This is a genomic window from Zongyangia hominis (assembly GCF_014385095.1).
Lineage (GTDB): Bacteria > Bacillota > Clostridia > Oscillospirales > Ruminococcaceae > Zongyangia > Zongyangia hominis.
The window spans coordinates 450501-464269 of record NZ_JACRTC010000001.1; the positions used below are offsets into that span (position 1 = coordinate 450501).

At 56.1% G+C, this 13769-nt stretch carries 13 protein-coding genes and 1 pseudogene; 2 read left to right on the forward strand and 12 right to left on the reverse strand.

Annotated features, from left to right (window positions below):
- From H8709_RS01950 to H8709_RS01960, 3 genes are all read right to left on the reverse strand, one after another.
- Nucleotides 1-1050: an efflux RND transporter periplasmic adaptor subunit gene (locus H8709_RS01950; RefSeq protein ID WP_262396682.1), complete on the reverse strand. Its 1050-nt coding sequence runs from the start codon at nt 1048-1050 to the stop codon at nt 1-3.
- A 319-nt stretch (nt 1051-1369) separates the two neighbouring features.
- Nucleotides 1370-2758 carry a DNA repair protein RadA gene (radA, locus tag H8709_RS01955; protein WP_262396683.1) on the reverse strand — a complete coding sequence of 463 codons (1389 nt, stop codon included), beginning with the start codon at nt 2756-2758 and terminating at the stop codon, nt 1370-1372.
- Nucleotides 2709-3527: an N-acetylmuramoyl-L-alanine amidase gene (locus H8709_RS01960; protein WP_262396684.1), complete on the reverse strand. Its 819-nt coding sequence runs from the start codon at nt 3525-3527 to the stop codon at nt 2709-2711. The genes radA and H8709_RS01960 overlap by 50 nt, the downstream gene beginning before the upstream one ends.
- A gap of 236 nt (nt 3528-3763) precedes the next feature.
- Between H8709_RS01960 and H8709_RS11860 the strand changes: the two are divergent.
- A pseudogene (locus H8709_RS11860) lies at nt 3764-4072 on the forward strand (hypothetical protein); the annotation flags it as partial.
- Nucleotides 4049-4477 carry a hypothetical protein gene (locus H8709_RS11820; protein WP_316248736.1) on the forward strand — a complete coding sequence of 143 codons (429 nt, stop codon included), beginning with the start codon at nt 4049-4051 and terminating at the stop codon, nt 4475-4477. The pseudogene H8709_RS11860 and the gene H8709_RS11820, both read left to right, overlap by 24 nt.
- Nucleotides 4478-4565: 88 nt before the next feature.
- On the opposite strand, the gene tyrS is transcribed toward H8709_RS11820, so the two are convergent.
- The 9 genes from tyrS to xseB form a co-directional block, all read right to left on the reverse strand.
- Entirely contained in the window at nt 4566-5789 is a 1224-nt protein-coding gene (gene tyrS / locus H8709_RS01970) for a tyrosine--tRNA ligase (RefSeq protein ID WP_262396685.1), read from the reverse strand.
- Nucleotides 5790-6272: 483 nt separating this feature from the next.
- The gene (gene recN, locus H8709_RS01975) at nt 6273-7952 is read right to left on the reverse strand and encodes a DNA repair protein RecN (RefSeq protein WP_262396686.1); all 1680 of its coding nucleotides are present in this window, start codon (nt 7950-7952) and stop codon (nt 6273-6275) included.
- A 35-nt stretch (nt 7953-7987) separates the two neighbouring features.
- Nucleotides 7988-8443 carry an arginine repressor gene (gene argR / locus H8709_RS01980; RefSeq protein ID WP_262396687.1) on the reverse strand — a complete coding sequence of 152 codons (456 nt, stop codon included), beginning with the start codon at nt 8441-8443 and terminating at the stop codon, nt 7988-7990.
- A gap of 50 nt (nt 8444-8493) precedes the next feature.
- The gene (locus H8709_RS01985; protein WP_262396688.1) at nt 8494-9348 is read right to left on the reverse strand and encodes an NAD(+)/NADH kinase; all 855 of its coding nucleotides are present in this window, start codon (nt 9346-9348) and stop codon (nt 8494-8496) included.
- Nucleotides 9349-9366: 18 nt separating this feature from the next.
- The gene (locus H8709_RS01990) at nt 9367-10179 is read right to left on the reverse strand and encodes a TlyA family RNA methyltransferase (RefSeq protein ID WP_262396689.1); all 813 of its coding nucleotides are present in this window, start codon (nt 10177-10179) and stop codon (nt 9367-9369) included.
- Nucleotides 10176-12035, reverse strand: a complete 1860-nt coding sequence (dxs, locus tag H8709_RS01995) for a 1-deoxy-D-xylulose-5-phosphate synthase (RefSeq protein ID WP_262396690.1) — start codon at nt 12033-12035, stop codon at nt 10176-10178. Before dxs ends, H8709_RS01990 begins: the two co-directional genes overlap by 4 nt.
- Before the next feature lie 24 nt (nt 12036-12059).
- Nucleotides 12060-12575, reverse strand: coding sequence for a divergent PAP2 family protein (locus H8709_RS02000; RefSeq protein ID WP_262396691.1), 516 nt, complete (start codon nt 12573-12575; stop codon nt 12060-12062).
- 13 nt (nt 12576-12588) lie between these two features.
- The gene (locus H8709_RS02005) at nt 12589-13479 is read right to left on the reverse strand and encodes a polyprenyl synthetase family protein (RefSeq protein ID WP_262396692.1); all 891 of its coding nucleotides are present in this window, start codon (nt 13477-13479) and stop codon (nt 12589-12591) included.
- A gap of 34 nt (nt 13480-13513) precedes the next feature.
- Nucleotides 13514-13768 carry an exodeoxyribonuclease VII small subunit gene (xseB, locus tag H8709_RS02010; RefSeq protein ID WP_262396693.1) on the reverse strand — a complete coding sequence of 85 codons (255 nt, stop codon included), beginning with the start codon at nt 13766-13768 and terminating at the stop codon, nt 13514-13516.
- Between the last annotated feature and the right edge of the window lies 1 nt (nt 13769).

The window sequence follows — 13769 nt, forward strand, 5'->3', positions numbered from 1 at the left end:
CTATATAATCCGGACATATTGCCCGCTTTTCCGAATGCCGGAGCAGTCCTTGATCACCACATCGCCAAGTCCCAGCCCTGCCGTCACCTCTAGACCGGATTGCATTTCCTCCCCTGTCTCTATATACCGCTTATAAGCCCTGCCCCGCTCATAGAGGTAGACATACTCCTTGTTGTCCTCGTCCTGTCCCACGGCCTCGTAGGGCACGGTGAGCACATGCTCCCGCACATCGGTCACGATTTGTGCCTTGGCGGTAAAACCGGACATGAGGGAATCGTCGGGATTGTCGATCTCGATGAGTACTTCCACCGTGGATTCGGTGGCGAGGCTGCTGTTTGCAGACTTTTTGGCGGTGGGGAAAATCCGGGTCACCGTCCCCGTATAGCGCCGCCCGTCAAATCCGGATCCGGTGATGACGGCCCGGTCCCCGTGTTTGACCAGCTGGATTTGCGATTCGCTCACCGTGGCGCGTACGGCGAGCTTGGTATTATCCACCACCGATATAGCGGCCTGCCCCGCCTCGGTGGGAGCGCCCTCCTTAAGATTTAAGTCCCCCACGACCCCCGACATGGGCGCCGTCAGCTGGCTGGGGACCTCCAGAGCGGCGCTCAGGTCCTCCCCGCTACCCTGGAAGCTGGAAAACGCCTGCGCGAGCTCCTCTTCGCTCAGCCCGCTCAGTACCCCGAAGACACTGAGCGTGTCGGAGAGCTCGTCGGGAATGTCGATTTTACCAGTCAGTCCGCTCAAGGGATTTTGCGCCATGACAGCCTTGGATTTGGTGACGTCCACATCGGCGATGACCTGTCCCTTATTCACATAATCCCCCACCTGCACATAGACCTTCTCCGCCACCACGGCGGTATCCAAATAGAGCTGGGCGTCCTCCAAGCTCTCGATGGCGCCGGTCGCCGTCACCTGCTCCACATATTTGCTCTCGGTGATCACCGTCGCCTGGGCGGTGTCCACCGACGCCGAAATGATGGTGGGAATACACAGGGAACCTGGAATCAACGCTAGCACCAAAATAAGTACCACAATTTTTATTCTCATCTTGACCTCCACCTTGCTCCGTATCGTCTCTTTTACCTATTTTCTCTCAAACAAGTCCATTTATGACCTGCCGCATGTCCTTCCAGAATATTTTGATTGGTTTGCAGCAAAATATTTGTAGTCAAATTTGCCTTTTTTCAGCCAAAGGAGAGGATTGCCATGAATTTAATTGCCTGTGACAAACCTTGTCTGCATCAGAAAGATGGATATTGCAGCTTGGAAAAGGTCACCTTCGTCACTTCGTCCAAAGAAAAAGGCTGTCTTCACTACGTTGACAGTAGTGAAAGACAGCCAGAATCAGTCAAAGAGATACCGGAATCTAACGGGAAAGCGCTTTAAAAGCCTCTCCGATATAGGAGACGCCGATGATGTCCATCGGGTATTTTTCCGGATTTTTGATGGAGCGCAGAGAGCGCTTGGGAATGATGCATTTGGTCAGTCCCAGACGGGAAGCTTCGGTGAGGCGCTGTTCAATGCTGGTGACGGCCCGGATTTCCCCGGCCAACCCCACCTCGCCGAAGGCGGCCACCGACTGGTCGATGACCTTGTCGGTTACAGAGGACATGAGCGCCAACGCAACCGCCAGGTCCGCCGCCGGTTCGTCTAAGCGCAGGCCCCCCACTACATTGAGATAGACGTCCAATGTTCCAAAGAAGAAGCCGGCCCGTTTTTCCAATACAGCGATGAGCAGCGACGTGCGGTTGTAGTCAAAACCGGTGGCCGTGCGCCGGGGCGCCGCAAAGCCGGACTTACTCACCAGCGCCTGAATCTCCGCCAAAATGGGACGGGAACCCTCCATGACACAGGCCACGCAGGTGCCCGAGACGTTCTGCGGCCGATCGGATAGGAGCATCTGGGAAGGATTTTCCACCTCGATGAGCCCGGTGTCGTGCATCTCGAAGACGCCGATCTCGTTGGTGGAACCGTACCGGTTCTTGACCGCCCGCAGGATGCGGTAGGAGAGGTTGCGCTCCCCTTCAAAATAGAGGACCGCGTCCACCATGTGTTCCAAGACCTTGGGCCCGGCAATGGCGCCGTCCTTGTTAACATGGCCCACGATAAAGATGGAGATGCCCTGCTCCTTGGCCACCCGCATGAGCAGCTGGGTGGATTCCCGCACTTGGGAGACGCTGCCGCTGGAGGACGGGATGGAGTCCACATGCATGGTTTGGATGGAGTCGACGATTACGATGTCGGGACATTGACGCAGAATGGTGTCCACGATGGTTTGGGCGTCGGTGATGGTCGCTACATAGAGGTTTTGACTCTCCACCTGCAGGCGCAGGGCGCGTACTTTGATCTGCTTTTCGCTTTCCTCGCCGGTGATGTAGAGTACCTTCTGTTCCCGGCCCAGGTATTCGCAGATCTGTAAGAGAAGCGTGGACTTGCCGATGCCCGGCTCGCCGCTCAAAAGAACTAAGGAACCCTTGACGATGCCACCGCCCAGCACCCGGTCGAGCTCCCCCAACCCGGTGCTGTATCGGTCCTCGTCGCCAAAGGTGATATTGTGGATATTCTGCGGCTCCACCGCCTTGGCACCGCTGGAAGCGCCAGTGGACATACCGCTCTTTTTCGGGCCGGTGACCACGTTTTTCACCTGCTCTTCCAGCGTATTCCACTCCCCGCATTCCGGACAGCGTCCGAACCACTTGGACGTCTCACCGCCGCACTGGGAGCATACATAAATTGTTTTTGACTTGATTGCCACTGTTATTACCATCCGTTTCTTTGGGTGTATCCGGTGTTTGACTGTCCTGGGCTCCATCTACCGGAGAGAAATATCGGTTGATGGCGCTTGTGATGGCAAAGGCCACCTCGTTTTGATATTCCGCCGTGGTCAGTTTTCTCGCCTCGTCCGGGTTGGAGAGGAAGCCGCACTCGATGAGTACGGCGGGAGACTTGGCATGATACAGCAGATATAAGTTTTTGTCCGCCTTTTTATGCACCCGCTCATTCTCCGGCTGGAGCAACTCTTTAAAGGTATCCTGGAGCGTCTGGGACAGAAGTTCACTTTCGGGATTGTTGGGGCTAAAGAACATTTGTGCCCCAAAGTATTTGGAGACGCCAAATTGGTTCTGGTGGATGCTGACAAAGATGGCGTCGGGATTTTCTTCGATAATCTTCATCCTGTTTTTAATGTCGGAGACCTTTTGCTGACGCACGCTGGTCTTATCCGGGTCGTGGATGGAGATATCACTGTCCCGGGTCATGATGACCTCGTAGCCGTTGAGGACGAGTTGGTCCCGCACCTTGAGAGCGATGGCCAGATTGATGTCCTTTTCTACAATGCCATCCACGCCCACCGCGCCGCCGTCCATGCCGCCGTGGCCCGCGTCCACGATGACGCGCTTACTCACTTGTGGCTGGGCGTCCGCCATCACCGTGTTCCTTTCCACGATGTGGCCGGCCGACATACAGAAAACCACCACAGCCAGTGTTGTGATGGGCACCACCAATTTTAAAAATTTAAGTTTCATCTTCTCTATCACCCCATCAACATTTTATGCCTGTACTGATGGGGAATAGACTAGATGGTTTTTTCATTATACCCTTTTTTTCTCGTCTGTACAAGACGGGCCCTCCGACCCCGGCTGGATATGTTGCCATTTGTACCAGGCCGACATAGAATAGAGAGAAAAATTCGATCAATGATGGAAAAGGATGAGTGCTTTTGAATGACCATATTTCGCATTGCCGTCCTTGTCAGTGCTGCCCTCCCGGCCCCACCGGTATCGGCCCCACCGGGCCAACAGGGCCCACGGGAGCCACCGGCGCGGTTGGGCCACAGGGCCCACAAGGGGTTCAAGGCGCCGAGGGGCCACGGGGAGCGACTGGCGCCACCGGTCCCGTGGGTCCACAGGGAATACCAGGCGCCGAGGGGCCACGGGGAGCGACTGGCGCTACCGGTCCCGTGGGTCCACAGGGAATACCAGGTGCTGAGGGGCAGCCCGGACCGACAGGTCCCACAGGCGCTACCGGTGCAACCGGTCCTACAGGGATGACTGGGCCGGGCGTCTCGGGGCTTGCCACTTACATCAATGCCGGTCTCATCGCCAAAGGCGAACCCATCGACTTATTCGAGCTCAACAACTATGCGCCTTCCATCATCCAGCAACAAGGCGCTTCCTCGGTTTCCCTGCGCGCGGGATACTTTTATTTGATGAGCTATACCTTTTTTAGCGCTACTTCTGCGGAAAGTTATATCCAGGTAATTAACCGCGTCAATGGGGTCATCCACCCCTATTTTACCAGCAAGATTCCCACCACGGCTGCCGGAGGGCTTTCCTCCACCGCACAGTCGACCACCGCCATCGCTGTGACGGCAGAGCCCTATGTCATCGATTTTGTGACTTCCTCTCCCAGCGATCTGCGAGGTGCGGATTTTCATCTGACGATCATGGCCTTTGCCATAGACACCGGTGACTAACATAAAAGAAGCCGGCCGTAACGGCCGGCTTCTTTGCAGAGCGCGCAGAAAAAGAACCAGCCGTCACAAACGCCTGGTTCTTTTTTGATTACAGGGTTACTTTGTGGAAGACCTTTTTGCCCTTCTTGATAATGAGCCCTTTTTCACCGATCAGTGTTTGAGTGAAAGCTGCCATGGGGTCCCCGACCTTTTCGTCGTCGACCGAAATGCCACCTTGAACAATGAGGCGTCTCCCCTCACCTTTCGATTTGGCCAGGCCACATTTGACGAGCAGCTCCGTGATGCCAATAGAGCCGTCGGCAAAATCAGCGTCAGTCAGAACGGTGGTGGGCATGTTGGCGTCGTCGCTGCCGGCAGAGAAAAGTGCCTTCGCGGCGGCCAGCGCCTTGTCCGCTTCCTCTTTGCCGTGGACGAGCTTGGTGACCTCATAGGCCAGAATCTCCTTTGCCTTGTTCAGCTCACTGCCCTCCCAGTGCTCCATGGCCTCGATCTCCTCGATGGGGACAAAAGTGATGAGTTTCAGGCAATTGATGACGTCGGCGTCGTCCACGTTTCTCCAGTACTGGAAGAAGTCGTAGGGGGAGGTCTTCTCCGCGTCGAGCCAGACGGCGCCCTTTTCGGTCTTGCCCATCTTCTTGCCTTCCTTGGTGGTCAGCAGCGTGAAGGTCATGCCGTAGACTTCCTCGCCCTTCACCCGGCGGACCAGGTCCACACCGTTAATGATATTGGACCACTGGTCGTCGCCGCCCAGTTCCATGGTGCAGCCCTCATCCTCAAACAGGCGGAGGAAATCGTAGCTCTGCATGAGCATGTAGTTAAATTCGAGGAAGCTCAGGCCCCGCTCCAGCCGGGTTTTAAAACATTCCGCCGTCAGCATCCGGTTGACTGAGAAATGGACGCCCACATCCCGCAGGAAATCCAGGTAATTGAGGTTGAGCAGCCAGTCGCCGTTGCGGAGGATCTTCGCGTTGCCTTCAGAGAAGTCCACGAAGCGGGACATCTGGCGCTGGAAGCACTGGGCGTTGTGGTTGATCTCCTCTTTGGTGAGCATCTTGCGCATGTCGGTCTTGCCGGTGGGGTCGCCCACCATGGTGGTCCCGGTGCCCAACAGGGCGATGGGGCGGTGGCCCGCCCGCTGCAAGTGGGACATGACCATCAATTGGAGGAAGTGGCCCACATGGAGACTGTCCGCCGTGGCGTCAAAACCGATATAAAAGGTCACCTTTTCGCTCTCGAGCTTCTCTTTGATCTTCTCTTCGTTGGTCATCTGAGCGATGAGGCCGCGGCGTTTGAGTTCTTCAAATACTGTCATCTTTTTTCTCCTTACCTTTCTGTTCACTATCCTTTAACCTCTTTCGCCCAGGACGCGGCGAAAGAGGAAGTAGCCGCAAACGGGATACAAAGCTTGCGGCCAGTTTTGGCGCAGGAAGGACGCAGCGCACCGCGCGCTGGACCCGAGAATCCTTTTATAAAAAGATATAAAAAAATCCTCTATGCAGCCAAAAACTACATAGAGGACGTTTAAAAACGTGGTACCACCTCATGTTTATCCTGCTCTCGCGAGACAGGACCTCATCGGGTACGTCAAATACCCTAACGCTGTAACGGGCGTACCCGACACAAAGCCTACGCGCTTTCCAGAAGGAAAGGTTCAGCCGGTAGCTCCGGGAGGTATTCACACCGCTTCTTCCGTCCTCTTTCCACCAGCCAGAGGCTCTCTTTGCGAAAGGAAAGGCGGGCTACTTGGTTCCCATCGTCGCCAATGCCCCTATTATAATAGACCCAACCGCGTTTGTCAACACTCCGACCTATTTTCCGCCCGGCGCAGCATTTCCTCCGCGTTTTGCAGCGTCAGATCCGAAATATCCACGCCGCTCATGATGCGGGCGATCTCCCGTACCCGGCCGGCATGATCGAGAATATTGACCTGGGTGTAGGTCTGTCCTCCCTCCACATGCTTTGCGATGAGCAGATGGTGATTGCTCAGCGCGGCGATCTGGGCCAAATGGGTGACGCAGATGACCTGACGTCCCTGGGCAACCTGGCGCAGTTTGCGGCCGATCTTTTCCGCTGCGCTGCCGCTGACGCCGGTGTCCACCTCGTCGAAGATGAGGGTGGGGACGTCGTCTTTGTCGGAAATGACATTTTTAAGGCTGAGCATGATGCGGGAGAGTTCTCCCCCCGACGCGATTTTGGCGATGGGTTTGGGCGGCTCCCCGGGGTTGGTGGAGATGAGAAACTCCACGTCGTCGAGCCCTTTGGCCCCCAGTTTGCAGGGACTGATGGAGATGACAAACTTAACAGATGGCATGTCCAGGAAACCCAGCTCCCCCTCCACCAGCTTTTCAAAGCGGTGCGCCGCCTTCCGCCGCTTTTGAGAAAGGTGGTCGGCCATCTCTTTCGCTTCCAAGAGCATCTGCCGGTACTGAGCGGTCAGCTCCTCCTTTCGCTCGTCGGAGAAGGTGATCTTTTGCAGCTCATCCCGGTAGTGCGCCAGGTTTTGGAGAATTTCCTCGATATCGCCGCCGTATTTGCGCTTGAGCCGGGAGATGAGATCCAATCGGGCCTCGATGTCCTCCAGCTCCCCGGCGTCGTACTCAAGCCCCATCTGAGCATCTTTGATTTCAATGAGCAAATCTTCCAGCTCGTAGCCCATGTCCGCGATTTTGGCGGCGGCGGGCGTCATGGTTTCCAGGTATTTGGCCGCTTCCTGCAGCTGGCCGGCCGCATTTTGGATCAGCTCCAGAGCGCCGGGCATCTCCTCCCCGCCGCCGATCTGGTCGTGGGCACTTTCCAAGGCGAGGCTGATCTGCTCCGCATTGCGGATCATCCGCCGCCGGTCGGAAAGGTCCTCCTCCTCACCCGGAATCAGTTCCGCCTGTTCGATCTCCCCGATCTGATACTCGAGCAGGTCAATCTGACGCGCCTTCTCGCTCTCGTCGGTGTTGAGGTTGTTTAATTCACGCTTGAGTGCCAGGAGCCGGGAGAAGTGGTCCCGGTAGCGGGAAAGCTCGTCTTCCAGTCCCGCGAAGCTGTCGAGAAAATCAATGTGCCGCTCCCTATTGAGCAGGTACTGGCTGTCGTGCTGGCCGTGGATGTTGATGAGGGTGTTGCCCAGCTCCCGCAACATGGTCACCCCGATGGGCCGCCCGCACAGCCGGCAGGAGCCCTTGCCGTCGGCGGAAAGTTCCCGGGAGATCATCAGTTCCCCCTCGTCTGCCTCATAGCCCATTTCCTTAAGCAGGGCGAGCGTCGACGGAGTGAGGTGCGAGAAAACCGCGGTGATATTGGCCCGCTCCTCCCCTGTGCGGATGAGATCCCGGGAGATGCGCTGGCCCAAAACAGCGTTGATGGAGTCGATGATGATGGATTTTCCCGCGCCGGTTTCACCGGTGAAGACGTTGAGTCCCTGGGAAAAGCAAACGGATGTTTGCTTAATCACCGCAATATTTTTGATGTAAAGCTCTTTTAGCATACTGCTTCCTCCGGCCGCCAAAATTTCGGCGGCGTCTATTTTGCCAGCATCTTTTTTAGTTCCCCGGCGAGCTCGATGGCACAGGCCTCGTCACGCATGATGACCAGGAAGGTGTCGTCGCCGGCAATGGTGCCCACAATGCCGTTCCAGTACATGGCGTCCAGCGCCGCACAGGCGGCGTTGGCCATGCCGGTGAAGCACTTGACCACAATCAGATTCTGAGCATAATCCACCCGGTTGACTGATTCGGAGAAGATGGAATGAAACTTAAAGGACATGTCGGACGCCCTGTCGCTGGGAGAGGTGGTATAACGATATTTTCCATCGCTGCCCAGGGTTTTGACCAGCCGCAGCTCCTTGATATCCCGGGAGACGGTGGCCTGGGTCACATCAAACCCCATTTGCTTGAGACAGCGCAGCAGTTCCTCCTGGGTATCAATGGAATTTTCTGCGATCAGCTCAAGGATTTTTGCATGTCTTCTGGTTTTCATGAGGACCTCCATTCCGCACGTTGGCTAGGGAAAAAATTGAAAGAAAAGGGCTATCTCGTTCTGCCCATGATTTTCTGATTGAGGATTTCGTAAAAGTTTTTGTCGGAGAAACTAATAAATTTGGCGCACCGCTCGGCCTTTTTGACCACCACCACATCCTCCGGCTCCAACAGGATATCCGTTTCCCCGTCCACCGAGAGAAGCACCCGATCCGGCCCACTAGGATTTTGATGGACGGAGAGCACCTTGTCGTCGGCAAAGGCGATACACCGGGAAAACAGCGTGTGGGGACAGATGGGCGTCATCAGGATGCAGGAGAGCTTGGGATCGACCACCGGGCCGCCTGCTGATAAAGAGTAAGCGGTGGAGCCGGTGGGCGTGGCAAAAACTAAACCATTGGCTCGATATCCACTGACTAGCTTCTCCTCGCACTTAACGTCGATGTCGATCATCTTGGCTTGGCTGCCGTTGGTGACGGTTGCGTCGTTGAGAGCATAAAAGACCCGCGTCCCCTCTTTGGACTGGACCGATATTTCCAGCACCATTCGATGCTCTACCTGGTATTCACCCTTCATGAGAAGTCTGAGCTTATCAAATTCGTTTTGCTCGATCTGGGCGAGAAAGCCCAGGCGTCCCGCGTTGATGCCCAGGGTCAGCTTGTCATGCAGCATGCCCCGCTTGGCGCTGTGCAGAATGGTGCCGTCCCCGCCGATGGGGAGAAGGATATCTGAGGCAATCAGTGCGGAATCAAAATCACGGTAAAGGACGCCTTCGATGGGAAAAATCGCGCGAAATTTTTCTTCCATCAGCACTTCGGCGCCCATCCGCAATAGTTCATGGCAGGCGCGAAAGGTGTACTCCGATGTGTGCTCCTTTTCCAGGTTGGGAATGATCAAAATATGCATGGGGTTCTCCCTTCACGATTACTTGGCGCTGAGTGCTCCATGGGAATCGGCGACGATCTGTTCCGGCGTGGTTTCGGCCAGGTATTCCCCTGCTTCGGCCTTTTGCAGGCAGAGGAGATACTCGATGTTGCCCTCCGGCCCCTTGATGGGAGAGTAATCGAGTCCCAGCACCCGCCAGCCGTTGTCCACGCAAAAACCGGTGACGCGCTTTACTACCTCTAAATGAATAGCCGGGTCACGGACAACCCCCTTTTTTCCTACTTTTCCCTTTCCTGCCTCGAATTGCGGCTTAACAAGGCAAACTACTTTACAGTTATCCTTGAGAAGCTGACGAGCCACCGGGAGAATAATAGTCAGGGAAATGAAGGAGACGTCCACCGAAGCGAAGTCGATGGGCTCGGGAATCTGCTCGCTGGTCACGTGCCGGAAGTTGGTACGCTCCAGGTTGACGACCCGGGGATCGGTACGCAGCGACCAGGCGAGCTGGCCGTACCCCACATCAATGGCGTAGACCTTTTTTGCACCGTTTTGGAGCATGCAATCGGTGAAACCGCCGGTGGAAGCGCCGATATCCATGCAGATACAGTCTTTCAGTGAAAGCTGGAAAGCAGCCATGGCCTTATCAAGTTTTAATCCGCCCCGGCTGACATAGGGGAGCGTATTGCCCCGGACTTCCACCTGGGCGTCCTCCCGGATGAGCTCACCGGCCTTGTCAAATTTTTGTTGGTTGACAAAGACGCAGCCCTCCATAATCAGGCTTTTGGCCCGCTCCCGGCTCTGTGCCAGGCCGTGACTGACCAGATACTGGTCCAATCTTATCTTCTCGTTCAATCTGATAACCTCTGTATGATGTATTCTTTGATGGAAGCCCGATCCAGACCTAGAGCCGCGAGGGCCTGGGCCACAGTGGCCTGGGGCACAAAATCCCGAATTGCTTTGATGTGGCAGCGGGTCTTGCAGCGCATTTCCTGAAGCCTTGCCGCCGCATGCTCTCCGATACAACCGGCTTCCATGGTCTCTTCAATAAAGATGACCTGCTCGTATTTTCCCATAATTTGCAGACATTCGTCACTCAGCGGAAAGATTTTTTGCAGTTTCATCACCGCTACCGGCTTTGTCTGGCGGATTTCCTCCACCGCGTACCAGACATCTTTGAAAAGCCTGCCGTAGGAGACGACGAGCGCCTTGGCGCCGGGTGCAAAGAGGGTATATTCCTCGTAACTTTGGGGTGTGAGCTCAGGCACCACCTGTTCCCGGCCCCGGGGATAGCGGATGGCGCAGGGGCCGTCGCACTCCGCCACGCAGTGGCGGAGGATAAAGTCCAGCTCCTGGTAGCTGTAAGGCGAATAAATTTCCATGTGCGGAATGGGGGTGAGAAAGCTGATGTCAAAGAGCCCTTGGTGGGTTTCCCCGTCGTCCCCCACCACGCCGGCCCTGTCCACGCCGATGACGACGTGCTGGCGCTCAATGGAGAGGTCGTGGAGAATCTGGTCGAAGCCCCGCTGCAAAAAAGAGGAATAGACGGCGAAGACCGGAATCATGCCGCCGGCGGCCAGTCCCCCCGCGAAGGTGAGGGCGTAGCCCTCGGCGATACCCACATCAAAGAAGCGGCTGGGAAACTTGGCGGCGAATTTGTGGAGCCCTGTGCCGTATTTCATGGCGGCGGTGATGGCGCAAATGCGCTCATCCTTATCCGCCAGCCGGGTAAGGCTCTCCCCAAAGGCGCTCGAAAAATTCATGCTGGGAGCGGCGTCGGGGTTGCCGGTGGAGACGTCGAATTTGGAGACGCCGTGATAGGCGCCGGGATTTTTCTCCGCGAAGAGGTAGCCCTTCCCCTTTTTGGTCTCCACATGGATGAGGACGGGTCGGGCCAAATCCTTGGCTCGCTGGAGGACCTCGCAGAGATTTTTGATGTTGTGTCCATTGACAGGACCCAAATAAGTAAAACCGAAATATTCGAAGAGGGTCGTTTTATAAAGGGCGCGTTTGAGGGCCTCTTTGGAGTGGAAAACCGCGTCGCGCAGCGGGGTACCCACCACGGGAATGGCCTTGAGACCCCGTTCCACCCGGTCCTTGGCCCTGAAATATTTGGGATTGGAGCGGATGGTCGACAGATACCGGGCCAGCGCCCCCACGTTTTTGGAGATCGACATTTCGTTGTCGTTGAGGATGACGATAATGCGGTCGTTACCGCGGGCGGCGTTGTTGAGCCCTTCGTAGGCCAGTCCCCCGGTCATGGCGCCGTCGCCGATGACGGCTAGCACATAGTCGTCATTACCCTTGAGGGTATTGGCCTTAGCGAGCCCCGTGGCTACGGCGATGGAGGTGCTGCTGTGGCCCGCGATAAAGCTGTCGCAATCGCTCTCGCACCGCTTGGGGAAGCCGGAGATACCGCCCTCTTTGCGGATGGTGTCGAACCGCTCGTTGCGGTGGGTGAGGATTTTGTGGGTGTAGCACTGATGCCCCACGTCCCAGACAAACTGATCCTTGGGGCAATCGAAGACCTTGTGCATGGCAACAGTCAGTTCCACAACGCCCAGGTTGGAGGCCAGATGGCCACCATTTTGTGAAATGACCTCGATGAGCCTGGCGCGAAGCTCGGCGCAAAGAAGATCCAGCTCGGAAAAACTCAGCTTTTTCAAATCCTCCGGGCCATGGATTCGACTGAGATACTCGTAATTTGGCATTGGGTTACAGTCCTTTTATAGAAGTTAAGAAAGGGGCATGAGGATGGCAATCAGGATACCGAGCAGAGCGCCCGCCAGAACTTGGAGCGGCGTATGCCCGATAAACTCCTTGAGAAGTTTGTCCTCATCCTCCAGCTCAGACTCCTCGTCGGCGATGTCGTCCGCCACCTCTTTGGTAAATTGTATGGCGTCGCCGTTTCCTAATTTCTTAAAATCGAAGACAATTTTGTTAATGACCTTGGCCTGTTCCCCGGCGGCCCGGCGCACGCCCATGGCGTCGTACATAACAATGGCCGCCAGCACAAAGGCCACGGCAAACATGGGGGAAGAAAATCCAAATTTCCGGGCCATGGCCACCGTCAGCCCCGCCACTGTCGCCGAGTGGGAACTTGGCATCCCTCCCGAGCCCACCAACCGCTCCAACACCAATTCCCGGGTGCGAATCATGGTGAAGATGGTTTTGAGAAGCTGGGCGGCAAACCAGGACAAAAGCGCTACATTTAAAGAATAGTTGCTGAAGAGCTGTTGCAGGACTCTCATGGTTCTCTCCTTACTATTTTTGTCTGTTTGCCAGCATGTCGGTCACTTCGTACAAGAAACGGTCGGAGGTTCCCCACGCGTCGAGGATGCCCTTGGCCTGGGATGACAGACGCTTTACTTCCGCCTGTGCCTCGGAGAGTCCAAGGAGAGTAACGAAGGTGGTCTTTTCATTTTCCCGATCGCTGCCCACCGGTTTGCCCAAGACTTCCGGAGAGCTAGTGACATCCAGCATATCGTCCACAATCTGAAATGCCAGTCCTATTTTTTCCGCGTACTGTTGTGCGAGCGCGAGCTGATCCTCGCTTCCCCGTCCGGCCAGCACGCCAAGCTGGGTGCTCGCTTTGATGAGCGCCCCGGTTTTGAGGGCGTGCATCTGCCGGATATGATCGAGGTCCACCGGCTGTCCCTCGCTCTCCAAGTCGATGACCTGGCCGCCGATCATGCCGCACACCCCCGCCGCCTCGGCTAGGACGCCGACAGCGCGCGCGATCTGTTCGCTGCCCACTTTTTTAGCGTCGGCCTTCGCGAGGGTCCCAAAGGCGAGGGTTAAGAGGCCGTCGCCCGCTAAAAGAGCCATGGCCTCCCCAAACTGGACGTGGCAGGAGGGCTTGCCCCGGCGCATATCGTCGTCGTCCATGCAGGGCAGGTCGTCATGGATGAGGGAGTAGGAATGAATCATCTCCACCGCGCAGGCAAAGGGAAGGGCGTCCTCCGCTTCCCCGCCGCACTGACGGCAAAACTCCATAGTAAGCACCGGTCGGATACGCTTCCCCCCGGCCATAGCGCTGTATTTCATCGCCTGCATCACACTCTTTTGCAGGCAGTCCTCCCCAGGCAGATAGGAAATAAGCGCCTGGTCGATTTGTGTACCGTATTCTTTTAGCCGTTCCTCCAAGAAATTCATGGAACGCTCCCATCCGCCGCGATCTGCGGCAATCTTATAAATTTTCCTGTTCTTCTTCTCCGCCATCCATGGGGAGAGCCTCTTTATCCGCAATACCGGCGGGAATCGTCAGCTTTTCTACCCGAAGCCTAGCATTTTCCAGCGTCTCATTGCAATAGGAAATGAGGGAAACGCCCTCCTCAAAGAGCTTGAGTGAGTCGTCTAAGGAAGCGTTATTTTGTTCGAGCAGCGCAACGATTTCTTCGAGACGCTGCATGGCGCTTTCAAAAGTCTGTTTCTTTTTCGGCACG